The organism is Halpernia sp. GG3, assembly GCF_052976925.2.
The window spans coordinates 40,268-63,350 of sequence record NZ_JBRIIR020000012.1; the positions used below are offsets into that span (position 1 = coordinate 40,268).

Sequence of the window (23,083 nt, forward strand, 5' to 3'; positions counted from 1 at the left end):
TTAAATAAGAATGTATTTATAAAATCTGTGGTTACCGGAAGTTGGTCTTGGAACGGCTTTGCTAAAAGTTTATTAGTAGGGGCCATAACAGGCGGTCTCGGTGGCGTTTTTCTCGGGATCTATTCTGCTACAGGTTTTAATGGTGCAGTAGTTTTGGGAAGTATGTACGGAGCAATTGGTGGTGGCGTGGAAGCCATCTTTAGCGGACAAAATTTCTTTAAAGGACTTTACAGCGGTGCTGTCGTTGGTGCTGCTTTTGGAGGTATTGGTTTTGCTATAAATTATCTAGCATGTGGAGGCTACAAATCATATTATAGTATGGATAATAATGCAAATAGTGATTATAAATATGACCCTTCAATAAGTGATACAACAATGAATAAAAATATAAATACAACACGAACAGATAATTTTAATGGAGATGAGATAAATAAATTCGGAGTTGGAAATGAATATGTAGGACAACCAACTCTTGATGGACATTTACAAATAGGGAATGAAAAATCGGTGTTGGGTTGGACAAAACCAATGAACATTATTACTGGTAAATCAGACATCGTATATGCACCTTTGACGGCACAAAATAATGTTTTATTAGGAAAAGTAATGGTGCACGAAACTGCTCACGCATTTTCTCAAAAATCATTTTTATTTAGTGTTATCTTAAAATCTCAATATGATAATCGATTAAATTCCACAGATCACTTGGCTATCTATAATCTTGAGAATTTATATGGGGCGAAACAAGGATATTTTAAAAATGGTGTTGTAGATATTTTGAAAATAAAAGGTGTTTTTTTAGATGATATTAATGACACTTACGGAGTGTTAAATTCATTTCAAAAATTTTTCTACAAAAAAGCGTATGAAAAATTTTATCCCATATTTAATAGATTTATGATCCTCAAATAAATATAATTATGAAAATTTCTAGTTTAATTTTGATATTCTTTTTAATATCTTGTAAATCTCAAGAAAAACCATCAAATATTGAAATGAATTATCAAAGAGTAATATATAGTAATAATAGTTCCTATATTAAATTTAAGTTTAATAGTAAAGCAAATTATTTACTGGTAAGTAGCCCGTCTGCAAGTTTTAAAAAGGAAATTTATATTAAATTATCCCAAGTAGAAATAAAAAATATTTACAAAGACTATCAAAAATTTAATTTATCAAAAGGTTTTAATTGTATTTATAATGATGATGGTAATATTCAAAGTAAAGCATTTTTTAATTTTAATAGAACCGATGGAGAACCTATAGATGTTTGTTTAAAAACAAGTCAAGATAAGGAAAATTTTTTGATTATTGAAATGAAATTTTTAAAACTTATTAAATCGAAATCAGAATATAAAATTGCTTTTCCAGAGGAATTTGAAAAACTATAAATTTATTATGAAAAATAGTTTAAAAATATAAAAAAGATTGAGTTAAAAAAAAGACAAGAATGGCTTTTAATCGCAGTTGGTAATGCTATTCAGGTAAGCTTGTAGGAGTTGGAGTTGCAGCAGGTACATATTTAGTGAAATCTCTGATTACCGGCAGTTGGTCTTGGAACGGCTTTGCGAGGAGTTTATTGATCGGGGCTATCACAGGAGGTATTGGCGGTAGCTTTTTAGGGATTTATTCTGCAACAAGTTTTAACGGTGCTGTCGTTTTAGGAAGTTTGAATGGAGCAATCGGTGGTGGGGTTGATGCCATTTTTAGTGGTCAGAATTTCTTTAAGAGTCTTTACGATGGTGCTGTGGCGGGTGCCGCTTTTGGCGGGATTAGTTTTGCTATCAAGTATTTATTTACTGGTCAAGGCACGTTGACTGAAAAAAGACGTCAAAATTCTCCATATCAAGTGCAAGAAATGGTTGCGACAGATAGAAATACAATACAAGGCAATACCCGTGCAGATTTTAATATAAATACTGTAAAAAATTTAGATGGAACAGATCCATACAAAGGACAATTTATAAGAGGCTCATATCATATTGTAGATGAAACTAGCGATTTAAGCGAATTTTTACAAGGCGAAGGATATACATCAGACGGAAATTTTATAAGAAATGGTGACCGGAAAATTTTTGGATTAACCGAGCCTGTAACTCATAATGGTAAACTTGTTTATCAAAGAATTTATTTATCAAAAGCATCATTTTCTAGTTTACAACAACTAGACCTAACTATGGGTCATGAAATTCTTCATTCAATATATAATAATGCGAGATTAACATATTCGAGTACAGATGCGATGCAACAAAGTCATAATATTCAAGAGCACTTTAAAGCAAGATGGGAAGATGCATACATTAAATCACGAGGTTGGGGGAAATTGGATTTAAGTGTCGAGCTATATGATAATTATTTATTAGATCATATTCAGGTTAAAAATATGCTCCCTAGAATGAATCTGATTCTGAATAACTATATAAAAAGTACTACAAAATGAAAAGGTTATATTTTCTTTATTTTCTGATGCTCTTATTTATTTCATGTGAAAATAAATCTAGGGAAAATTGTGTTATTTTAACTTATAATAAAAGTGGAAACAATATAGAATTAAACTTTAAAAACAATTTCAATCAGGATGTAATTATGCTAGTTCCAAACCAATTAGAATTTGGTGATAGAAATTTTAAAGAACTTTCTACAATTGGCGGGAGTGAAGGTTTTTATCCGATAACAGTTTTTGCTAAAATAAAATCCAATATAAATTCTTTATTTTATCAAAATAAAATTGATAGTGTTCGTAATAAATATTTGTGTGAATATGGTTTTGATCCTAAATATACTAATTTTAAAGAAAAAGACAATACGGTTATTTTTATTAAAGCAAATAATAATTTACAAATCAACTTTAATTTAGTAATTAAACAAAGAATACCTGAAAAATATTCTTCAAGATTCAAACAAAATTATTATCCCTATAATGAAATTTTAAAAGGAAATTTTTCTAATTCAGAATATCTAAGAAGATTTTCAAAACTCAATTTTGGCGATGCCAAATTTGTAGTACAGCCTATAATTGAAGATAGTTTAATTTTAAAAATTTCTGATAAAGATGTTAATAATTAAAAATATTATTTTGAAATAGCTCTGCAAGAAGCCTATTGATTTGCTCCTCAAGTTTTAATGGTGCAATTTTTAGGTAGTCTCAATGGTGAGATTTGTGCGGTGTAGAAGCAATTTTTAGCGGACAAATTTCTTTAAAGGATTATATAGTGGTGGTGTCATGGGTGCTGCTTTTGGCGGTGTTGGTTTTGCTATAAATTATTTAGTTACTGGTGAAGGCACGTTTATTAATCATGAAAACCAAAATACTTCGTATGGAACTGAAAGTTCTAAATATGAATCATATGACGACACAAATGGAGGAACCCCACTATCTCAAAAAGAAATTAAAAACGAATTTAAAAACTGGAAAAAACCTTACGCAGCATATAAATTCAAGCAAAATGTTTATTTGGCTGGTAGAGGAGAAATTCCACCCACATATAATTTGAGTGAAGATGGTGCATCTTTTCAAGGCGCAGACCATGCGTGTGCTGTAACATTAACGAAATATCAAGGTGATACGGCAATAAGATCCACTATTTATGTTCCTAAAAATATATATTCCAAAGACCAATTGAATTATTGGTTTAATCATGAATTTGGTCATGCTGTAGTTAATCATAAATATGGATATAATAATGAGTATAATATTTTGGTAAAAGGCAATGATGTATTAATGGATAGTCCTGCCCATATCGCCATAGAGTTTACTGGTGCTGAATTCTTAAGAATAAATAATATTAGTTCCTCAATCATTAGGGGTGCATATCCAGGTGATTTTATTGGTAACTATTCTCCAGATTATGGATTGCTTTTATTTTTAAAAAAACTTATAATTAAAATTAAATGAAAATAATAATTTTTGCGGTTTTCGCTAACTTTTTACTTTTAATTATATCTTGTAAGGAGAATTCGACTATTTTTATTCAAAAAATTTGTCGGGTAGAAAACAATAATGAGATTGACATTTATCTAAGGAATAATACGGCAAAAAATTATTATATTCTTGGCTCTCAATGTATAATAAATGATGGCTCGTATTATCGGGCAGGTATTTTAAATTCTTCTAATTATAAAAATTTTGCCATAATAGACACAATTGCAAAAAATGTATACAATTTTATAGATAAAACACCATCTGGAAAGGAAAAGGCTATCCCGATTATCTTCTTAAAATCTAGAAAAACTGTAAGGTTAACATTTAAATTCAATCAAGAAATAAAAAAGTATCCTAATGTCAGTATAAGTTTTCCATTTAATGATCCGCCCGGTAAATTAAGTTTTCCAAAAAAAAGGAAATTAGAAATTAAACTACAGAATATTAAGTTGGAATCAGATTATAACTTTTATTCAAAAGAAATTAATAAACTCTAACATCCTTAAAACATGATTATTTATTTTTTTATAATTATGTTGTCGAAAACAGACTTTTAATAAACAGTAGACATAAAAATCAAAACAGCGTTATACAGCATTTTTGTTTGGTGGCAATAATCAGCTTTTTAGTCCAGGCTTTTGGGGAACCGTTCTACAGGGTGCAGCTATCGGTGCAGCAGGAGGGGCTATAGATGCTATTGTGAATGGCAATAATATTTTGCATGGTATTATAAGAGGCGCTGTGATTGGTGGTGCTGTAGCGGGGGTGACTTACACAGTACGTTACTTTGTAACGACAGCAAACATAAAGACACAAAATTATGTTTTAGATGATGGTCAAAATGTAAATGGAAATAATTTACCTTCTGATCCTAATGCAACATTAAAAGATTTAAGAAATGCAAATTATGGAACAGATTATGGAAATCCAAACGATTATTTAGATTTGGGGAAACCACTAAATCCTGATGGAACTTTTGCAGATACAAACGGTGACCACATTTTAGCGATAACAACAAAAATTGGTTTTTGGAGTGGAAGATCGAGCATAGCTTATTCTCCGGCAGCATTTAGCAATAAATATTTAGTAGGTGATGTAATGGCACATGAGACCGCACATGCTTACGGAAATTATTTATCCTATATTTCGTGGGGTACTTACAGAGATAAAATTATTTCTATAGATCCTAGATTGGATACTGTGGAACACGTCGTAATTAAAAAACTCGATACTGAATGGGTAAATTTAAATAATGTTCCTATCAATTCTTTAAGACAACCCAATACTATATATGTATATTTAAAAACTATCCAAGAAATCACAAGTAATTTTAGTCAACAACAAGTAAATCTATATAATAGTATATATGAAAAATACAAATCAATTTTTATTAGACAATTTATTTTTAAGTAACTATTTTTTAATATTTTTTTTAATATCGTGCGTAGGAAAAAATGAAGAATATTCAAAAAAAGAATTTAATTTCAATATTCAATACAATAATTTTGAGTATGATTCTAAAAGTGATATTTATAAAAAATTAATTGTTTTGCCAGCAAAAGACAGTATTCTAGAATACAAAGTTAATTTAAGAACAGAAGAAAAGTTAAAAATTCTCGAAACAATAAAGAAAAATAATTTTCTTTCACTTCCATCTGATTGCAAATGCAATACGATATTATCAGAACCTCGATTTTTTTGTACCATAAAATTTAAAAATGATTTTACTAGTAAAGAGGTAATATTTATATATAGTTCTAATTCTAAAGAAAATAATTGTAAAGAAGTAAAATCATTCAATAATATTCGTGACTATATTGTGTCCATATTAAAAAAAAGAAAAGAAATTGAACAAGTGCAGAATAATAAATTTATTTTAACTTATTAACATCTTATTATTGACATATGCTTGTCGCTTGTTTGCATTTGTAATGCAAACTGTAAGAAATAACGTAGCTCGTGCCAGTTACGAATAACTGACGGCGCGGATTGCAATCCGTGCCTGCATATAAAGTATTCTTATTTCCACATTTTTGTAGATTTACTTTATATACAAAATATAAAGCGACAGAAATAGAGCAAGCCAACAATAAGTAGATGAAGCAATATTCTAATGGATTGATATTTCAATCGACTGTTAGTTTTGTATGAGATAGCTGTTGCCTCTCTAATGAGCGGTAATTTCGTTAATTACTTCTTCCTCGAGTGCTTTTGTAATCAGTATTTTGGAAAGTTTTGTCTAACGCGACATTTAAATTACATTTGTAGTTATATTACAAAATTTATTATAAATCATATATTGATAACAATTTTAGATAGAATTTTGAAGAGAGTAGGATAGTAATTACCCAATTAAATTAATATAAATTTGCTTTTAAATTTATGAGTTAGAATGGATTATATACTGCTAAATAATTAGGGAAATAATTGCAAACTCTATACTTTAACAAAATGTCTCCTTAGGAATCATTTGGGAAAGTTAAAATTAATATGGAATTTTAATGTTTTATGGATAAACTTTTAAAAAATGCGTTTAAAATGCAAATTCAATCTAAAGAAGGATTTGAATTCGAACAGTTTATTGATGAACTATTTCTTCTGAAATATGGTGTTGATAATTATACTCCAAAGGTAGGTTATTAAATTATGTACAATCTTTCTGCTGGAATGACAAAGATTTAAATAGAAGCACAATTTTACAAAATTACAATAATGCGCTAAATTAAGCCCGTAAAATTGGAGATCAAGTGTTTTGCTCAGAAACAATGTATGATCCAGAAAATACAGATATAATTTTCCAATATATGTGGATTAATGGTTATCAATCTTACGAAGAATTAAAAGAACATTTTGAATGGCTAAGAGTTGATGATTTTCAGTTGTTGCAAACTATTTCTTATAGCCTAGGACAACCAACACCTAATTTTTCAAATGCTTGGGAAGATTTCGCAGAAGAATTTAATGAGGAAAATAAATCTTTAATAGGACTTAGGGATGATGATTGTTTAAATCCCTTCGTTTACGATAAAGACACATATGGAGAATTTCATTCAAGTTATGTGGCTACTTTTAATTTTGAAAGACAAAAAGCGCAATATAAATATTTTAAAAAATATTATAAACCTAGTTTAAAATTAGAAGGAGGACAAATAAAAAATTTAATTGATAAGAAGCTAGTAAATAAACAATTCGTTCGACTTGATCCTCCTCGAACCTCTACAGATGGCTTTCCTATTCATAGACAACAAATACATATCCACTTCAAAATAAAGAAAAATGTATGTGCATTAAATTTAGATGGAACATGGAAACATCCTCCTTCAAACCTAGAAAAAAATAGAATTCCGACTGAGATATGCTTAATCCTTTCTCAGTGAGGGTTTTTATTGCCAGAAGATTACTACTTATGATATTTCCTTCGCTGAATAAATCAATAATCTGGCACACAAGTGTATAGAAAACAGCCACCTTTTCAGCCACCCTTTAAAAAATAAAACGCTGCTAATCAAAAGATTAACAGCGTTTAAAGTACCCGGTGCCGGAATCGAACCGGCAAATCGTTGAGATTATAGAGTTTCAAACAAATAATTTTCCTTACTTGATCTCAAATACAATAAATTTCAATTTACTAAGAGATGTCTATTTCAAAAAAAAACACCCACTTTACATTTTTGGGTGTAAAACTGGGTGTAAAAAGTTTAAATTGCTGATTTTCAGCACTATTTGCGGAGAGCTAGGGATTCGAACCCCAGGACCTGTTACAGTCAATAGTTTTCAAGACTATCGCAATCGACCACTCTGCCAGCTCTCCTTCTGATTGATCTCTCATTTTCAGTGGTGCAAATATAAAAATATTTTGTGTTCCCACAAAATTATTTTTTGTAAAATTTTAAGGTGATTATTAGCTAGTTTTTAAACACCTGAAACCCAGCAAATACCGCAAATAATCCGATAGTTACACTTGCCAGAACATAGAAGATTAAAGTGAAATAACTTCCATTTTGCCAAAGCGAAAAATTCTCCGCAGAAAATGTCGAAAATGTGGTAAAACCGCCGCAAAATCCCGTAATTAAAAGAAATTTTAAATAATTATCAACTTTTAAAAAATATGCAGAAAGCAACCCAATCAGAAAGCATCCGATGATATTTACCGTAAAAGTTCCAAATGGAAATTCTCTAATATTCATTAATTTTTCGGTGTAATTAGAAACTAGAAAACGAAGAACGCTTCCCAATCCGCCACCTAAAAAAATATAAATAATCGCCCGAAATTCCATATATTCTCAATTTTATTTCAGCTCACCCAAATATTTCTCAGCATCCATCGCTGCCATACAACCACTTCCGGCGGCTGTAATCGCTTGTCTATAAAGATGATCTTGCACATCGCCCGCTGCAAAAACTCCATGAAGATTCGTTTTGGTTGATTTTGCATCTGTAATGATATAACCATTTGCATCTAAATTAATTTGGTCTTTAAAGATCTTAGTATTCGGCGTGTGACCAATCGCAATAAAAATACCATGAACATCAATAGTATATTGTTCATTGGATTGGTTATTAATCACTACAGCTCTCTCGACTAAACCATTTTCACCTTCAATTCCCACTAATTCATGGAAATATTTCACTTCAATATTAGGCGTATTTGCTACCCGATTTTCCATTGCTTTTGAGGCACGAAAATGATCTTTTCTTACCAACATTGTTACTTTACTACAAATATTAGACAGGTAAGTCGCTTCTTCTGCCGCTGTATCGCCGCCACCAACTACAATTACTTCTTGTCCTTTGTAGAAAAATCCGTCACAGGTTGCGCACGCGGAAACGCCGCCGCCCGCATATTTTTTCTCATCGTCTAAACCCAAATATCTTGCTGTTGCGCCCGTTGAAATAATTACTGTTTTTGCAGCTAATTCTTTATTTCCTGCCCACAGTTTGTGAATACCGCCCATTTCCGTAGAAAATTCAGTTTTGGTAATCATTTCGTAATGCACTTTGGTTTCAAATCTTTCGGCTTGTTTTTGTAAGTCCATCATCATTTCAGGGCCGGTAATTCCTGCAGGATAACCGGGAAAATTGTCAACTTCTGTTGTTGTTGTTAATTGTCCGCCTGGTTCTAAACCCGTGTAGAGTTCAGGTTTTAAGTCCGCTCTTGCTGCATAAATGGCGGCTGTAAATCCAGATGGGCCGGATCCTACAATGATACAATCTAAAATATTTTCCATAATTAATTTTTAATATTTAATTCCCAAAATTCGTGATAATATTTTTGTTTTGGGTCAAAAGTCAATATGATTTTTAAATAACAATAATTTGAGTGATTTTACTATAAAACTTTAATAGCATTTATATTTAAAATTTTAAAAACCAACTCATTTAAAAGCGCATCCTCACTCACATTTACAGCACCCAAACCTTTGCTTTTCAAGTCTGTCTCTCTTAAAAGTGAAATTATTCGGGTAGAACTTCTTAAATTATAATGTTTTGCAGCCGTCGTAAATTCTCCTAAAAAATAAGGACTAATTCCTAATTCTGCGGCAATTGCCTGTGGATTTTGTCCCGCCATGGCCTGATAAATGATTAAATTTGAGTAAAATTTATAAAGCATTCCAAGTGTTAAAACAATTGAATTCGCTTTACTTTTTCCCATAAAATGAGAAATTTTTGAGGCTTGATCGGCGTTGTTTTGTCCTAATGCTTTTATCAATTCAAACACATTATAATCCTTGGAAATCCCAATATGAAGTTCAACTAATTTTTCATCTAAAACTTCGTTTTCCTTTAAAACAATTTGAATTTTTTTCAATTCATTGGCAATTCTGGAAAGATCATCACCGAGATATTCTGCTAACAAATTTGGAATATTGGGAGTCGTTTTTATGTTTAATTCTTTGCATTCATCAGAGATCCATCTCACTAAATTGCCATCTTTCAGTTTTTCACTTAAAAAAGCATATTTTTTCTGATTTAGAACTTTACCAAATAATTTCCGACCGTCTAATTTTTTATTTTTATGTCCAAAAACCAGAATCGTACTTTCAACTGGATTTTCTAAATAAGCGAGAATTGATTTTACATCATCTTCACCACTTTTTAAATCCTGCGCTTCTTTTACAATAATAACTTGCTTATCGCCCATCATTGGAAACTGACGCGCTAACGAACAAATTTCTGCGTAAGAAGTGTCTTTACCGTATAGAATAATTTGATTAAAGGCTTTCTCATCTTCCGAAAGCACCTCATTTTCCAAGACTTTTACCGCGACATCAATAAAATAAGATTCTTCCCCGTGAAAAAAATAAACCGGTAAAAACGCTTTATTTTTAATACTTTTGAGAATTACATTTAAATCTTTCATAGACGATGGAACTTCTAAAACTCAACTTTCCGGCTGATTTTAACTTTGAATTTAAGCAGGACAAAGATAAGTTTTTTATTTATGATGAGGTCCGGAAATCCTGGCTTCTACTAACGCCCGAAGAGTGGGTGCGTCAACATTGGATTCAGTATTTTATCACAGAAAAATCAATTTCAACTTCCGCAATTATTTTAGAAAAAAAATTAGTAATTAATGGTTTAACCAAAAGAATAGATCTTTTAATTACTGAAAAAACAATATCAAAAATTTTAATAGAATGTAAAGCACCATCAATAAAATTGACAGAAAAAACATTTGAACAAACCGCACGTTACAATTCCATTTTAAAAGCCGAAAAAATTATTTTGAGTAATGGTTTGCAACATATTTCTGCGAAGTTTAGTGATAATGAATATAGTTTTGAGGAATTTTCTTTTTAGATAAGACAGATGAAAACAAAAATTGATACGCTACTTTTCTATGTAAAAAACATCAAATTATTAAGAGATTTTTATGAAGAAAATTTTGATCTAAAAGTTATTGAAGAAGATGAAATCTGGGTTTTAATGACAGATGGAACAATGAAAATTGCATTTCATAAAATAGGCGACCACTATTTAGAAAAAATTTCAGAAAATCATCAGTTTGATAATAATGTGAAAATTGTTTTTGAGATTGAAGAAGATTCAGAAGACGTTAGAAGTAAATTTTTAGCAAAAAAAATCCAAATGCGGGAACTAAAAACTTTTGACGATTATGATTTTTGGCTGTGTGACGGAATTGATCCGGAAGGAAATGTTTTTCAATTAAAGTGTCGAAAAACTAACCTAAATTTTTAATTTTATAATTATTCAAATACCACCATGAAGTTTAAAGCAATACTTTTTTTAATTATTATCTCCAATTTTTCATTCGCGCAGAAAGGAAAAATTATTAACAATGAAGCCACAAATTTTCAAATAAAAGATAAAGTTGACAATATTGATTTCATAGTTTTAGATACTAAATTAGATACCAAGAAGCCAATTTTTCTTTTTTGTCAAGGTTCGTTACCGTATCCACTTTTTGTGAATTCTAAAAAAGATGGAATTTGGATGATTGGTGGTGGAATTACCAATTTTGACGTGGAAAAAATTAAAAAATATTACCATCTGGTTGTGATTTCAGATCCTAAAACACCTTTGATTGCAGATGAAAATCAAATCAATGAGTCGTATTGGTATTTCGGGAATTCTAAAGATAAAAATACACCGACCGATGATTTTCAAAAAGCGGATTATCTTGAAAATTATGTTAACCGCGCTCTCAAAGTTTTAAAATTTTTAAGAAAACAAAAATGGGTTGATAACAAAAAATTAATTGTCGCGGGACATTCACAAGGTTCAAAAGTTGCCATAAAAATTGCAATAGAAGATAAATATGTTTCAAAATTGGGATTATTTGGTGCAAATCCGTTTGGGAGAATTGACCAAAATATTAGGGATGATCGCAAACAGGCGGAGCAAAAACAAATAACTTGGGAAGAAGCCGATAAGGATATTGAGGCGCAATATCAATTGTATCGGGATGCAAATAATCCAGAAAAACTGAAGAAAAATATTGGATTATTGGCTTGGAAGTCATTTTCTGTCCCTTTGATTCAAGATTGGCTTTCTTTTAATAAACCGATTTATTTGGCTTATGGCACAGGTGATATTGCAGCAGATTTGTGTGATTTAGTGCCCTTATATTTTATCCGAGAACATAAAAATAATTTAACGTATAAGAGATATTTAAACTTAGAACACAACTTTTTTGAAGTTGATAAAGACGGAAAAGTGAATCAGGAAAAACCACATTGGATTGAAGTGATGAATAATTTTGTGGATTGGACACTTAAATGAAAAATAGTTTCACTTTTCAGCCAAACTATTTTTAAAAAAACTTAACAAACTTTAATTCTAAGCGGCAAAACCTTCCATTTCGCGTAATGAAACCAGAGCTTTATCTACTGAAGCTTTTTGTTTTAATACAACATTTGCTACGTCTTCCGGCAAATTATGGTTTTTTAACATATCACCATATTCTTTTGAGAAGGCTTCTTCACCACGGATGCATTCTTCATAAATAGCTTTATCGCCGCTTGTAAAAGCATTTCTAATTGCAATCCAGGTTCTGTGTAGATCGCCAACAATACTTGTCCCTTTGATCACTTCACCGTCATATTTTGTAATTAATGGCTTTATTTGATGGCCGAAATCGTACCGATTTTGTGCTTGATTTTGAAAATAACCTTTCAGAGAAGTATTCTCAATTTTTTCAGCGGCTTCTTTATAGCCATTTTCAGCGTCGTAATTTTTTGTAATTAAATCGTTTAATAAACTTACTACTTTGTCATTTTCCATAATAATATATTTTTAATGTATTTTATAATTTTGTACATAAAACATTCCATTTAAATGAATATATTATGGTTTAACACAAATTAACTTTTTAGTTAAGCTAAGAACCTCCTTTTCTTAAATTTTTTAATCGTAATAAAACAGAGGTGCCATTTATTTATAAAAATTATTATCTTTAAAAAAATATTAACCTATGAATTTGCGAAGTGGTTTAATGATGATAAGTTTCGTAGCAATACTTTCAAGTTGTGCCGCGATCAATTATTCCTACGAGGGAAAACCTTTTAAAAATGCCTATTCTTCAATAAGAAGCGAAGATCTGAAGAAAAATCTCTACGTTATTGCAGCTGACGATATGGAGGGCAGAGATACGGGAAGTCCTGGGCAAAAACGCGCTGCAGATTATATTATTAATTACTATAAAAATTTAAGTATAGGACATCCGACGGGAATGACTTCTTATCTTCAAACAGTTCCAGCAGACTATATGAACAAGAAAAGCAGTCGAGAAACTTTTAATGATTCTGCTAATATTCTGGCTTTTATTAAAGGTTCAGAAAAACCTGAAGAAGTAGTTGTAGTTTCCGCGCATTACGATCACGTAGGGATGAAAGGCGGCGTGGTTTATAATGGTGCGGATGATGATGGAAGTGGAACAGTTGCGGTAATGCAAATTGCAGAAGCTTTTAACAGAGCTGTAAAAGAAGGATACGGACCAAAACGTTCAATCTTATTTTTACACGTAACGGGTGAAGAACATGGTTTATTTGGTTCGTCCTTTTACGCAGACAATCCAGTATTTTCGTTGGCGAATACAGTTGCAGATTTAAATATTGATATGATCGGGCGTGATGATATTGAGAATCGTGGTCAAAATTATGTTTATGTGATTGGATCAGAAATGCTTTCAAAGGAATTAAAAACTATAAATGAGGTGGCAAATGCAAGTACAAATCAGCTAAAATTAAATTACAAATACGATGATCCAAAAGATCCACAACGTTTATATTACCGGAGTGACCACTATAATTTTGCAAAAAAAGGAATTCCGGTCGCATTTTTCTTTGATGGTATTCACGAAGACTACCACAAACCAACCGATGATCCTGAAAAAATAAACTATATTTTGCTGGCGAAAAGAGCGCAACTTATTTTCGCAACCGCCTGGGAACTTGCAAACAGGAATGATAGAATTGTTGTTGATAAAAAATAAGTAAATAATTGAAAAGGATTTACTTTAATTTTCTTAGTCAGAAATGACAAAAAAAAACCTGCACTTTTACGATAAAAGTGCAGGTACACAAACAAAAATTAACACATATAAAAAACTAATTTATTTTATTGTTGAAAAACCACCATCAACGTGGATTATTTGGCCGGTGATCCAGGAGGATTTTTCTGATAGAAGAAAGGCTGCTATTTCTGCTATATCTTCCGGACTTCCAACTTTTTTCAAAGGATTATGTTCTGATTGAGCCGCTTTTTTTTCTGGTGTACTTAAAATTTTTCCCGCTAAAGGCGTATCAGTAAGAGATGGTGCAATTGCATTTACCCTAATTTTTGGTGCAAATTCTGCTGCCAGAGATTTTGTTAATCCTTCTATCGCACCTTTTGACATGGCAACTTGGGAATGAAAATTAAATCCCATCTGAACTGCGACAGTTGAAAATAAAACAATTGATGCGGTTCCACTTGATTTTAGGTTTGGTAATATCTCACGAATAATTTTCGTAGCTCCTAATACCTGAAGTTTAAAATCATTTAAAAAATCTTCTTCGGAAAAACGGTGAAAAGGTTTCAAATTTATAGTTCCTGGACAGTAAGCCAACCCGTGAATTTCTTCTGGTAAGCTTGCCAAATCTAAGCTGTTTTGCAAAACATCCAAATGGATATAGTTCACATTATTAAAATTTTCAGTTGGTTCAGTCTGGTTAAAAGTCGAGGTGGTTTTGCTATCCTCTTTTTGAAGAATATTTACCAGCGCTTTACCAATACCAGAAGAACCACCAATTATCAAATAATTTCTCATTATTGCCATTTATTTACTCAGCTAAATTAGTAAATATATTTTATAAAATCTAATATTTAGTATTATTTTTTACTTTATTTTTCTAAACCAAATTTTATGTTAAACTTTTAGATTTTCGTCTGCTTTACTTATTTATCTAAAGCTTTTTTCATAACTTTTTAAATTAAGTAAAATCAAAGAAAATTGATATGAATGATATTTTAGAATTAAGAAAGTACCTTCACAAAAATCCAGAACTTTCTGGGATTGAATTTGAAACTGTAAAAACTATTACAGCTTTTTTGAAGAATTACAATCCGGACGAATTATTAGAAAATTTAGGAAATGGAACTGGACTTATTGCGGTTTATAATCCGACAAATGACATAAAAAAAACGATTATGTTTCGCTGCGAATTAGACGCGTTGCCCATTCAGGAAATTAATGAATTTGAACATAAATCAATGGTTAAAAACGTTTCCCATAAATGTGGACATGATGGACATATGAGTGTGATGTGCCTTTTAGCGAAGAAATTATCATTAAACAAATTAAAAAACACGAAAGTGATTTTAATGTTTCAACCCTCAGAAGAAAATGGGAAAGGAGCTGTTGAGATTTGTAACGATGAGCGCTTTAGAAATCTAAATCCTGACAAAGTCTTTGCACTGCACAATCTTCCAGGGTATAAACTTCACGATATCGTGGTGAAAAATAACACTTTTACGTGCGCTGTAAATTCAATTATAATAAAACTTTACGGCAAAACCTCTCACGCTGCGGAGCCGCAAAATGGACTTAATCCAGCTTCGGCGATTGCAGAAATTATACAGGAATATGATGAAAAAAACCAAACCGATCGAGAAAAAGAAAAGTTTACGATTTTAACACCCATTTTTATAGAAATGGGAACAGCAGATTACGGAATTTCCGCAGGTTTTGGCGAAGTGCACTACACTTTTCGCCGTTTTAATAATAAAGAAATGAAAGAGTTGGAAATGGAATTAGAAAATATCGCTTTAAAAGTTGCTGAAAAATTTAATTTGAAAACAGATATTTCATGGACTCAAAAATTCACTGCTAATGAAAATAATCCTGCAGCAGTTGATTTTGTGAGAAAAGCGGTGGAAGATTGTAAATTTAATTTAGTCGAAAGAAAAACTCCGTTTGAGTTTGGTGAAGATTTTGGACTTTTTACAGAGCACTATGAAGGCGCCATGTTTGGATTGGGAAGTGGTGAAAATCAACCAAGTTTGCATAATCCAGATTATGATTGGCCTGATGAAATCACAGAGACGGGCGCGACAATATTTTATAAAATAAGTGAATTAGTAGATGCACAATAATTCTTATTTGGAACTTGATTCCCAAGCTTTTAAAACTAATATTAATTTTTTGCGGCAACATTTAAAGAAAAATGTAATTATTTCATCTGTTATAAAGGGCAATGCGTATGGTCATTCTATTGAAAAATTTGTGGAAATTGCTTTAAAGGAAAATATAAATCATTTTTCCGTTTTTGATTCCCATGAAGCCAGAAGGGTAAAATCTGTCGCACAAGAAAAAGCAACTGTTTTAATAATGGGTTGGCTTAATAATGAAGAAGATTTAGAATGGATCATTGAAAATAGAGTGGAATTTTTTGTCTTTGAAAAGCAACGGTTAATTTCTGCAGCCAAAACTGCTAAAAGACTCTCGAAAAAAGCCGTTGTTCATATTGAAATAGAAACTGGAATGAACCGGACTGGTTTTAATAATACCGAATTAAAATGGGTACATGATTTTCTGAAAAAAAATGCGGCTTCTATTGAATTTAAGGGACTTTGTACCCACTTTGCCGGCGCAGAAAGCATTGCCAATTTTTTTCGTGTTAAAAAGCAGATTGTTTCTTTTAATGAAATCTATGAGAAATTTTGTGAAGCCGGTTTAAAACCTTTGCAAAAACACGCTGCTTGTTCCGCTGCCGCAATGATGTATCCAGAAACGCAGATGGATCTGGTAAGAATCGGAATTATGCAATATGGGTTCTGGCCAAGTTCAGAAGTTTTGGTGAATTATTATAATACAAAAAAGAAAAATGTAGATCCTCTAAAACGCATTATTTCCTGGAAAAGTCAAGTAATGAGCGTAAAAAAAGTGAAACGTGGGGAATTTGTTGGTTATGGAACGAGTTTTATGGCAGACGCTAATATGAAAATCGCAACCGTTCCTGTTGGTTATGCGCACGGTTACAGCAGAAATTTAAGTAATGTCGGAAGGGTTTTGATCAATGGCGAGAGATGCGTGGTAATTGGCACCATTAACATGAATATGATGGTAGTAGAAGTGACTTTTTTAGAAAACATAAAAATATGCGATGAAGTTATTTTAATAGGGTGTCAGTCTGATAAAGTACTTTCCGTAGCGTCTTTTAGCGATTACAGCAATATGTTGAACTATGAATTATTAACGCGGATTTCAGCAGATATTCCCAGGGTCATAAAATAGTAGTTTACTGACAAAACATAATTTACAACATGATTTTTTACGGTTTTAAACAATTGAAATCTAAAATTTTGAAAATCCCGTATATTATAGCATACAAAACAAATTAAAAAACAAATATTATGTTTAATAAAACCAGTCATTATCTACTTTTAATTCTAACTTTTTTTACATTGAGTTGTAATAAAGCGCAAAGTAAAAATGGAAAAACCGTTGCAAAAAATACGCAAATTGCACAAGCTAAATATCCTATGAATCTCACTGATTCTGAATGGAAAAATAGATTAACAAAGGATCAATATACAATTCTTCGCAAACAAGGGACGGAAATGGCCTTCACAGGAAAATACGATCATTTTTATAAAAAAGGGACTTATTATTCTGCAGCGTCTTTGCAGCCAGTTTTCAGTTCTGATACAAAATTTGACTCTGGAACAGGATGGCCAAGCTTTTATCAACCAATCTCCAGCAATGCTGTAAAATTAGTAACTGATAATAGTGGTGGATATAGCCGCACTGAAGTTGTGGACAGTAAAAGTGGGTCTCACCTTGGCCATATTTTTGATGATGGACCAAATCCGACAGGTAAAAGATATTGCATGAATTCTGCAGCACTTATTTTTGTGCCGGAGGGTGGAAAAGCGCCGACTGCTTCCAAATAAATAAATTAAATTTTTCATTAGAAGTTGAGTAAACTAGTTTTGCTCAGCTTTTTTGTTTTAATTATTTTCATCTAAATTTATTTTAATTTCAGAACTTATATTAATCTTTAAATCATTAATTTTTGCAGTTGCGGTAAAGATTTTTATCTCCGCAATATTTTTTTGAAGAATCGGAATTCTTAGTTCGGCTGTCTCATTAAACATTCTCCCGTTTCTGAGGGACTTTTAGACTATTTAAAAATACACAAAGAACAAATCATTAATGATAAATTTGGATGGTGCGCTGAAAAATAAAATTAAATATTTTTAAAAAGTGAGATAGTAACCAATCGAGCAAAACTGTGGTTATCTTTGTAAAAAATTAAATATGTCCAGACTTATCTCAGATTTAGGAATTATTAAACAACTTCAAAACGCATTAAAAGATTTAGAAATAACTTTTGCGACAGATATTCAGGAAGAAGTGATCCCGATAATTTTAGATCAAAAGGAAGATGTCGTTGTACTTGCAAAAACTGGAACTGGTAAAACGGTCGCTTTTGGCTTGCCCCTTCTTCAACTAATAAATGTAGAAAATAAAAATATTCAGACCTTAATTTTAGCGCCAACCAGAGAATTAAGTCAGCAGATTTATAATAATCTTAAAGATTTCGCTAAATATATTCCAGAAATTTCAATTGTTCTACTAACTGGTGGAAAAACTGTAAAATCGCAAGTTGAAGAGTTAAAATTGGGTGCACAAATAATCGTCGCAACTCCAGGTCGATTTTTAGATTTATTAGAGAAAGAGGCTTTTGACATTAAATCTTTAAATAACTTAGTTTTAGACGAAGCTGATGAAATGTTTCAGGCTTTGAAAGATGATCTAATGCCAATTTTGAAAGCATTACCAAAAAGCCGTCGTACTTATCTATTTAGTGCAACGATGCCTGGCGAACTTAAAGATATCGTACATAATTCCATGTCTAAAACTGCAATTTCTGTGAATTCTGACATGGAAATCATTGGGAATGAAAGCATTGATCATGAATATATTGTAGTAGAACCGATTGAAAAACTAGATGTTCTTTTACATTTTTTAAATTCTCAGGATGGTGGAAGAGGGATTATTTTCTGCAAAACTAAAGCGGCAGTTAATAAATTAGCAAAAAACCTGGCAATCCGAAAAATTTCTTCTGGCGCTTTGCATGGAAGTTTAACACAGGGAATTCGGGACCGTATCATGGAACAGTTTCGCGAAGGTTATATTGATATTTTGGTTGCCACAGATTTAGTGGCGAGAGGAATTGACGTAAAAGAACTGGCTTATGTTGTCAATTATCATCTACCAGATACCCCTGAAGCCTATGTTCACCGAAGCGGAAGAACGGGTAGAGCAGGAGCGAAAGGACTTTCTATGACCATAATTCAGCAGGAAGAAGTCCCAGAAATTATTAATTTTGAAAAAGAATTAGGAATTCATTTTAAGGCAGTAAAAAAAGTTGACGCAGAATCTATCGAATGGAACAACACTTTGGTTTGGGCTAAAAAAGTATTTAAAACAAAACCTAACCGTGAAATCCCGGAAGAAATTAAACAACATATAAAAACTATTTTTCACCATTTAACGAAAGAGGAATTAGTTGATAAAGTGCTGGCAAATTATTTGGCTGAGCACGCCAAGTAATTTCAATAAGGTGTACAAAAAAAGCTGTTTCTGTGAGTTTTCCAGTAAATTTTATTTCTTTCCAAAATTATTTTTCGCCAACCATTCTACATATTTTTACTTAAGAAAATGATTACCATCTTTCATAAACTCTGGTGTCGCCAATGTAAAATGATCTCCGGGATAATAAGCAAACTGAAAATTTGAGTTTAATTCCTTCATTTGCTTATCCAGTAATTTTACGGCATAATTTAAAAGAAAATTATCCTGATTACCCACGGTAATTCGTCCTTTACCATCTAAATCGGCTTTTAAAGAATTCCAATTATTTTTTAAATTTGAGGCGACATCATATTTTTTCCAGTGTTCAAATGTGGAGCGATTAATTTCGCCAGTTTGTGCATTACAAATTCTTTCAGGATTGCCGTCACTTCCTTTTTTACTGAAAACAGCGTCAAAGGAATGCATCTGTTCCCCACGATAAATCACATTTTCCATTTGATAAGCCGTTTTCATCGTGTTCCAGGGGAAAAAACCAGCAACTGTTGCTACTAAATTTTGATGATCGTTTTTATCATAGAACATATTTTTAGCTTCATATAAATTTATTTTTTGGAAGCTAATAAAATCAACTGGATCTGGTGAACTGGACCAGCAGCCGTCAAATATTTTTGGATATTGCGTTTGAAGCCAAAGACTTGACCACCCATCGCTATTGTGACCAGTTATTAAACGTGCGCCATTGCACCTGTATTTTTTTTCAAGCTCAGGTATAAATTCTTTTGTTAAAGCATCTCCCCACAAACCGTTATTATCGCTATTTGCATAAACCGAATGACCTAAAGCACAATTGCCATCCAGGTAAACTTTAATTACTGGTATGTCCTCTAAATTATCGCTTGCAGAATTTGCGCCTGACCATCTGTGATAATCTCCGCCATAACCAAAAACATTGAATAAGACCAGGAATTTTCTATTTGGTTCCGTAAAATATTCTTTCGGTAAAACCGCCGCCGCATCTACGGTCATTGGTTTACCCGTGAAGTTAGTAAGTAATAAAGAAGGTGCTTTTAACTCTTTTATAAATTAACTTTCTTTAAAAGCAGCAACTGGAGGAACTATCTGTGTTGTAGAAATGGTAAAAAATTTATTATAATCTTTAGTAATAGTAATTTTCTCAGTTGGATTATAGAGATTGCCTAGACTTGAAGATATAGAGCGACCCCCAAGATTTCTGTCCCAAACAATCTGCACGAAATAGTCGCCACGTTCAATGTTTGAAAGTGTCGTAGGATAGGAAACCGCTTTGTAATCAATGACAATTTCCTGTCCGTGCTGTATATTATTTACAAAAACTGAAAAGCAGGGAAAGCTTTCTAAGCCAATAGCTCCATCTCTCGGCTCCTTATTTTCCTTTGACATAAAAACAATCACATTTCCGGTAAAAGGCTCTGCAAGTAAGGATTTTGGATAACTGACTTTAAATTGTTGCCCAAAAATTGTGGCAAAACTCATTAAGATAATGAATAGGCTGAAGCTAATTTTTTTCATTTATGAATTTTAATGTAATGTTTAGGATGACATGCTAGAAAATAATTTTAGTACTAAATTCTCAAAAAGCGAAGGTAAAAATTTAAAAAGGGTATTTTTCAGTTTCAAATTTATGATCTTTTCAAAACGGATTAATTTGTTTAAAATAAGGCTATCCTTGTAATCATAATTCAATTCATTTTCGAATAAATTAGCCAAATTATTTATTAGACCTGATTTTTAGAAAAATATATCTTTCCGTTGAATATAGTCTTATGAATCTAGCCTTTATTGTCATTTTGGATAATGTTTGTCTGATTTTCATTCCTTCACCATTTTATCCAACTATAAATATAAGCAACTTTAGAAAATTTTAAAATATAAAATTTACGTAAAATGATTTAAAGTTTACTCAAAAAATCCCCTGCATTTTTATGATGCAATTTCTTTTTTTCTGCATCCATTTTTTGGTAAGAATAATACATCATAGAAACGCGTTGGTTTCCTTTAAAAAAATCCTGATGTTCACCTACAAAACGCCAGAAAAGTCCGTCCCAAATTGCTTCCCAATCGCCTTTCGGATAGTCACTCATTTTTTTAATATAATTAGAACCGCTCAAATAGGGTTTCGTCGCGAAAGTTCCACCATCAGCAAACTGACTCATGCCGTAAACATTCGGAACCATTACCCAATCGTAAGCATCAATGAATAATTCCATGAACCATTGATAAACTGCATCAGGATGAATTTCACAGAGCAACATGAAATTCCCTAAAATCATTAATCTTTCAATGTGATTACAATAACCCGTTTTTAAAACTTTTTTAATCGTTTCATCTACCGCTGGAATTCCCGTTGTGCCATCGTAAAAACTTTTTGGTATTTCTCGGCTAAATCCAAAGAAATTTTTATTACGGGAATAAACGCCTTTAAATAAATACATACCATGCATAAACTCACGCCAACCGATGATCTGCCGGATAAAACCTTCCGTAGAATTTAGCGGAATTTCATGTTTATTAGCGAAATCCAGTGTTATTTCTACGACTTCAATGGGTGTCAATAAACCGGAATTAAGTAAAGGCGAGAGCACACTGTGATTTAAAATAATTTCTTTCTCAACTATGGCATCTTCATAAATACCAAAATCCTGAAAGCGATACTTCAAAAATTGTTCGAGCCAATCTTCTGCTTCCTTATGAGAAGTCGGATAAAAAACATTTTCTGAAACTTCCCCAAGATTATTCTGGAATTTTTCTTCAGTATATTTTACGGCTTCTTTCCAAAATTTAGATTTAACAGGAAAAAAAACCTCAGGCGGTATTTTTTCTTTGGGATATTTCTTTCTATTATCCACGTCATAAGTCCAGTTTCCACCCTCTGGATTTTTATTTTCATCCATTAGAATATTCAAGCGAAGACGTTCCTGTTTATAAAAAGTCGTCTGGAAATAGGATTTTTTATCAGGATTAAAAAATTGTGCTAAATCTTCTTTGTTATTAATGAATTGTGGCGAATCAAATATATTGAGTTTAATATCTTTTGCCACTTCTTTCAATCTTTTTTCCAGATAAAAATCCGATGGGTTTACCACGTTTATTTCTGTAATTTCTTGTGCTTTTATTTCTTCACCAAAATTTCGAATATCTGAAATAGGATGGTTGCTTTCAATATAATTTACAATTTTTCCATTTTCTTCCAAATACTTTTGAAAGTATTTCATGGATGCCCGGTGAAACGCAATTTTTTGCTTGTGAAATTTAAAATGTTTAAAATAGAGATATTCTTCAATTAAATAAAAATCACCTTCCAATTCTAGCAATGGGTGGTTTTTAAATAATTGATGCGGAAAAATTAGGTTGATAACTTTAGACATTTCGCTTATTTCTTTTACATTTTTCACTGCAATATATTACCTCGTCCCAATTCTTTTCCCATTTTTTTCGCCAGGAAAAAGGCCGCTTGCACACGGGACAAATTTTAAAGGGAAGATTTTCTTTCTTCATATACAGATATTTAAATTTTCAATGATCATATGTTATCGCCTATCTTCAATTGTATTTATTTCGCAAATTTATTTCTGGCGATT

26 protein-coding genes and 1 tRNA gene are annotated in these 23,083 nt (G+C 31.7%); 17 read left to right on the forward strand and 10 right to left on the reverse strand.

Features of this window, described 5'->3' with window-relative positions:
- Window positions 1-27: 27 nt before the first annotated feature.
- The 9 genes from ACVBED_RS06525 (at window position 28) to ACVBED_RS06565 (ending at window position 7,299) form a co-directional block, all read left to right on the forward strand.
- The gene (locus ACVBED_RS06525; protein WP_447119838.1) at window positions 28-912 is read left to right on the forward strand and encodes a hypothetical protein; all 885 of its coding nucleotides are present in this window, start codon (window positions 28-30) and stop codon (window positions 910-912) included.
- A gap of 8 nt (window positions 913-920) precedes the next feature.
- Window positions 921-1,391 carry a hypothetical protein gene (locus ACVBED_RS06530; protein WP_447119839.1) on the forward strand — a complete coding sequence of 157 codons (471 nt, stop codon included), beginning with the start codon at window positions 921-923 and terminating at the stop codon, window positions 1,389-1,391.
- A gap of 134 nt (window positions 1,392-1,525) precedes the next feature.
- Window positions 1,526-2,440: a PH domain-containing protein gene (locus ACVBED_RS06535; protein WP_447119840.1), complete on the forward strand. Its 915-nt coding sequence runs from the start codon at window positions 1,526-1,528 to the stop codon at window positions 2,438-2,440.
- Window positions 2,437-3,066, forward strand: a complete 630-nt coding sequence (locus ACVBED_RS06540) for a hypothetical protein (protein WP_447119841.1) — start codon at window positions 2,437-2,439, stop codon at window positions 3,064-3,066. Before ACVBED_RS06535 ends, ACVBED_RS06540 begins: the two co-directional genes overlap by 4 nt.
- Window positions 3,067-3,223: 157 nt before the next feature.
- Entirely contained in the window at window positions 3,224-3,895 is a 672-nt protein-coding gene (locus tag ACVBED_RS06545) for a hypothetical protein (protein ID WP_447119842.1), read from the forward strand.
- Complete coding sequence (locus tag ACVBED_RS06550; RefSeq protein WP_447119843.1) at window positions 3,892-4,419, forward strand: hypothetical protein; 528 nt, start codon at window positions 3,892-3,894, stop codon at window positions 4,417-4,419. The genes ACVBED_RS06545 and ACVBED_RS06550 overlap by 4 nt, the downstream gene beginning before the upstream one ends.
- A 103-nt stretch (window positions 4,420-4,522) precedes the next feature.
- Window positions 4,523-5,335 carry a hypothetical protein gene (locus ACVBED_RS06555; RefSeq protein WP_447119844.1) on the forward strand — a complete coding sequence of 271 codons (813 nt, stop codon included), beginning with the start codon at window positions 4,523-4,525 and terminating at the stop codon, window positions 5,333-5,335.
- A complete protein-coding gene (locus tag ACVBED_RS06560; RefSeq protein ID WP_447119845.1) occupies window positions 5,289-5,810 on the forward strand; it encodes a hypothetical protein in 522 nt (173 codons plus the stop codon). Before ACVBED_RS06555 ends, ACVBED_RS06560 begins: the two co-directional genes overlap by 47 nt.
- An 877-nt stretch (window positions 5,811-6,687) precedes the next feature.
- Complete coding sequence (locus ACVBED_RS06565; protein ID WP_447119846.1) at window positions 6,688-7,299, forward strand: hypothetical protein; 612 nt, start codon at window positions 6,688-6,690, stop codon at window positions 7,297-7,299.
- 349 nt (window positions 7,300-7,648) lie between these two features.
- On the opposite strand, the gene ACVBED_RS06570 is transcribed toward ACVBED_RS06565, so the two are convergent.
- From ACVBED_RS06570 to holA, 4 genes are all read right to left on the reverse strand, one after another.
- Window positions 7,649-7,733 (reverse strand) — tRNA-Ser (locus ACVBED_RS06570).
- Window positions 7,734-7,827: 94 nt separating this feature from the next.
- Window positions 7,828-8,199 (reverse strand): fluoride efflux transporter CrcB, encoded by a 372-nt coding sequence (gene crcB, locus ACVBED_RS06575; protein ID WP_447119847.1) that lies wholly within the window; start codon window positions 8,197-8,199, stop codon window positions 7,828-7,830.
- Between the two features lie 12 nt (window positions 8,200-8,211).
- Window positions 8,212-9,150, reverse strand: a complete 939-nt coding sequence (gene trxB, locus ACVBED_RS06580; protein ID WP_447119848.1) for a thioredoxin-disulfide reductase — start codon at window positions 9,148-9,150, stop codon at window positions 8,212-8,214.
- 101 nt (window positions 9,151-9,251) lie between these two features.
- A complete protein-coding gene (gene holA, locus ACVBED_RS06585) occupies window positions 9,252-10,283 on the reverse strand; it encodes a DNA polymerase III subunit delta (protein WP_447119849.1) in 1,032 nt (343 codons plus the stop codon).
- A 5-nt stretch (window positions 10,284-10,288) separates the two neighbouring features.
- On the opposite strand from holA, the gene ACVBED_RS06590 reads away from it, so the two are divergent.
- From ACVBED_RS06590 to ACVBED_RS06600, 3 genes are read left to right on the forward strand one after another with little or no spacing between them, the layout of a single operon-like run.
- Window positions 10,289-10,723 carry a type I restriction enzyme HsdR N-terminal domain-containing protein gene (locus ACVBED_RS06590; protein ID WP_447119850.1) on the forward strand — a complete coding sequence of 145 codons (435 nt, stop codon included), beginning with the start codon at window positions 10,289-10,291 and terminating at the stop codon, window positions 10,721-10,723.
- Window positions 10,724-10,732: 9 nt separating this feature from the next.
- Window positions 10,733-11,122, forward strand: coding sequence for a VOC family protein (locus ACVBED_RS06595; RefSeq protein ID WP_447119851.1), 390 nt, complete (start codon window positions 10,733-10,735; stop codon window positions 11,120-11,122).
- Window positions 11,123-11,146: 24 nt separating this feature from the next.
- Window positions 11,147-12,166: a hypothetical protein gene (locus ACVBED_RS06600; RefSeq protein WP_447119852.1), complete on the forward strand. Its 1,020-nt coding sequence runs from the start codon at window positions 11,147-11,149 to the stop codon at window positions 12,164-12,166.
- A gap of 57 nt (window positions 12,167-12,223) precedes the next feature.
- On the opposite strand, the gene ACVBED_RS06605 is transcribed toward ACVBED_RS06600, so the two are convergent.
- Window positions 12,224-12,667, reverse strand: a complete 444-nt coding sequence (locus tag ACVBED_RS06605; RefSeq protein WP_447119853.1) for a ferritin-like domain-containing protein — start codon at window positions 12,665-12,667, stop codon at window positions 12,224-12,226.
- A 196-nt stretch (window positions 12,668-12,863) separates the two neighbouring features.
- Between ACVBED_RS06605 and ACVBED_RS06610 the strand changes: the two genes are divergently transcribed.
- Window positions 12,864-13,877 (forward strand): M28 family metallopeptidase, encoded by a 1,014-nt coding sequence (locus tag ACVBED_RS06610; RefSeq protein WP_447119923.1) that lies wholly within the window; start codon window positions 12,864-12,866, stop codon window positions 13,875-13,877.
- Window positions 13,878-13,997: 120 nt separating this feature from the next.
- Here ACVBED_RS06610 and ACVBED_RS06615 read toward each other — a convergent pair whose 3' ends face one another.
- Window positions 13,998-14,693, reverse strand: a complete 696-nt coding sequence (locus ACVBED_RS06615; RefSeq protein ID WP_447119854.1) for an SDR family NAD(P)-dependent oxidoreductase — start codon at window positions 14,691-14,693, stop codon at window positions 13,998-14,000.
- A 188-nt stretch (window positions 14,694-14,881) separates the two neighbouring features.
- Between ACVBED_RS06615 and ACVBED_RS06620 the strand changes: the two genes are divergently transcribed.
- The 4 genes from ACVBED_RS06620 (at window position 14,882) to ACVBED_RS06635 (ending at window position 19,484) form a co-directional block, all read left to right on the forward strand.
- Window positions 14,882-16,018 (forward strand): amidohydrolase, encoded by a 1,137-nt coding sequence (locus ACVBED_RS06620; protein WP_473094716.1) that lies wholly within the window; start codon window positions 14,882-14,884, stop codon window positions 16,016-16,018.
- Window positions 16,008-17,159: an alanine racemase gene (gene alr, locus ACVBED_RS06625; protein WP_447119857.1), complete on the forward strand. Its 1,152-nt coding sequence runs from the start codon at window positions 16,008-16,010 to the stop codon at window positions 17,157-17,159. The genes ACVBED_RS06620 and alr overlap by 11 nt, the downstream gene beginning before the upstream one ends.
- 119 nt (window positions 17,160-17,278) lie before the next feature.
- Complete coding sequence (gene msrB, locus ACVBED_RS06630; RefSeq protein WP_447119858.1) at window positions 17,279-17,818, forward strand: peptide-methionine (R)-S-oxide reductase MsrB; 540 nt, start codon at window positions 17,279-17,281, stop codon at window positions 17,816-17,818.
- Window positions 17,819-18,185: 367 nt separating this feature from the next.
- Entirely contained in the window at window positions 18,186-19,484 is a 1,299-nt protein-coding gene (locus ACVBED_RS06635; protein WP_447119860.1) for a DEAD/DEAH box helicase, read from the forward strand.
- A gap of 96 nt (window positions 19,485-19,580) precedes the next feature.
- Here the strand turns inward: ACVBED_RS06635 and ACVBED_RS06640 are convergent, their stop codons facing one another.
- From ACVBED_RS06640 to ACVBED_RS06655, 4 genes are all read right to left on the reverse strand, one after another.
- On the reverse strand, window positions 19,581-20,492 hold the full coding sequence (locus ACVBED_RS06640; protein WP_447119861.1) for an alpha/beta hydrolase-fold protein: 912 nt from the start codon (window positions 20,490-20,492) through the stop codon (window positions 19,581-19,583).
- A 57-nt stretch (window positions 20,493-20,549) separates the two neighbouring features.
- Window positions 20,550-21,014: a hypothetical protein gene (locus ACVBED_RS06645; protein ID WP_447119862.1), complete on the reverse strand. Its 465-nt coding sequence runs from the start codon at window positions 21,012-21,014 to the stop codon at window positions 20,550-20,552.
- 380 nt (window positions 21,015-21,394) lie between these two features.
- Window positions 21,395-22,870 carry a cryptochrome/photolyase family protein gene (locus ACVBED_RS06650; RefSeq protein WP_447119863.1) on the reverse strand — a complete coding sequence of 492 codons (1,476 nt, stop codon included), beginning with the start codon at window positions 22,868-22,870 and terminating at the stop codon, window positions 21,395-21,397.
- The gene (locus tag ACVBED_RS06655; protein WP_447119864.1) at window positions 22,863-23,000 is read right to left on the reverse strand and encodes a DUF2256 domain-containing protein; all 138 of its coding nucleotides are present in this window, start codon (window positions 22,998-23,000) and stop codon (window positions 22,863-22,865) included. The genes ACVBED_RS06650 and ACVBED_RS06655 overlap by 8 nt, the downstream gene beginning before the upstream one ends.
- Window positions 23,001-23,083: the final 83 nt, after the last annotated feature.

Excerpts from the sequence above, each read along its gene's own strand:
- ACVBED_RS06530 (WP_447119839.1), top strand. The coding sequence starts at position 921 with ATGAAAATTTCTAGTTTAATTTTGATATTCTTTTTAATATCTTGTAAA.
- ACVBED_RS06540 (WP_447119841.1), top strand. The coding sequence starts at position 2,437 with ATGAAAAGGTTATATTTTCTTTATTTTCTGATGCTCTTATTTATTTCA.
- ACVBED_RS06545 (WP_447119842.1), top strand. The coding sequence starts at position 3,224 with ATGGGTGCTGCTTTTGGCGGTGTTGGTTTTGCTATAAATTATTTAGTT.
- ACVBED_RS06550 (WP_447119843.1), top strand. The coding sequence starts at position 3,892 with ATGAAAATAATAATTTTTGCGGTTTTCGCTAACTTTTTACTTTTAATT.
- ACVBED_RS06560 (WP_447119845.1), top strand. The coding sequence starts at position 5,289 with ATGAAAAATACAAATCAATTTTTATTAGACAATTTATTTTTAAGTAAC.
- ACVBED_RS06565 (WP_447119846.1), top strand. The coding sequence starts at position 6,688 with ATGTATGATCCAGAAAATACAGATATAATTTTCCAATATATGTGGATT.
- crcB (WP_447119847.1), bottom strand. The coding sequence starts at position 8,199 with ATGGAATTTCGGGCGATTATTTATATTTTTTTAGGTGGCGGATTGGGA.
- trxB (WP_447119848.1), bottom strand. The coding sequence starts at position 9,150 with ATGGAAAATATTTTAGATTGTATCATTGTAGGATCCGGCCCATCTGGA.
- holA (WP_447119849.1), bottom strand. The coding sequence starts at position 10,283 with ATGAAAGATTTAAATGTAATTCTCAAAAGTATTAAAAATAAAGCGTTT.
- ACVBED_RS06590 (WP_447119850.1), top strand. The coding sequence starts at position 10,289 with ATGGAACTTCTAAAACTCAACTTTCCGGCTGATTTTAACTTTGAATTT.
- ACVBED_RS06595 (WP_447119851.1), top strand. The coding sequence starts at position 10,733 with ATGAAAACAAAAATTGATACGCTACTTTTCTATGTAAAAAACATCAAA.
- ACVBED_RS06600 (WP_447119852.1), top strand. The coding sequence starts at position 11,147 with ATGAAGTTTAAAGCAATACTTTTTTTAATTATTATCTCCAATTTTTCA.
- ACVBED_RS06605 (WP_447119853.1), bottom strand. The coding sequence starts at position 12,667 with ATGGAAAATGACAAAGTAGTAAGTTTATTAAACGATTTAATTACAAAA.
- ACVBED_RS06615 (WP_447119854.1), bottom strand. The coding sequence starts at position 14,693 with ATGAGAAATTATTTGATAATTGGTGGTTCTTCTGGTATTGGTAAAGCG.
- ACVBED_RS06620 (WP_473094716.1), top strand. The coding sequence starts at position 14,882 with ATGAATGATATTTTAGAATTAAGAAAGTACCTTCACAAAAATCCAGAA.
- alr (WP_447119857.1), top strand. The coding sequence starts at position 16,008 with ATGCACAATAATTCTTATTTGGAACTTGATTCCCAAGCTTTTAAAACT.
- msrB (WP_447119858.1), top strand. The coding sequence starts at position 17,279 with ATGTTTAATAAAACCAGTCATTATCTACTTTTAATTCTAACTTTTTTT.
- ACVBED_RS06635 (WP_447119860.1), top strand. The coding sequence starts at position 18,186 with ATGTCCAGACTTATCTCAGATTTAGGAATTATTAAACAACTTCAAAAC.
- ACVBED_RS06640 (WP_447119861.1), bottom strand. The coding sequence starts at position 20,492 with ATGACCGTAGATGCGGCGGCGGTTTTACCGAAAGAATATTTTACGGAA.
- ACVBED_RS06645 (WP_447119862.1), bottom strand. The coding sequence starts at position 21,014 with ATGAAAAAAATTAGCTTCAGCCTATTCATTATCTTAATGAGTTTTGCC.
- ACVBED_RS06650 (WP_447119863.1), bottom strand. The coding sequence starts at position 22,870 with ATGTCTAAAGTTATCAACCTAATTTTTCCGCATCAATTATTTAAAAAC.
- ACVBED_RS06655 (WP_447119864.1), bottom strand. The coding sequence starts at position 23,000 with ATGAAGAAAGAAAATCTTCCCTTTAAAATTTGTCCCGTGTGCAAGCGG.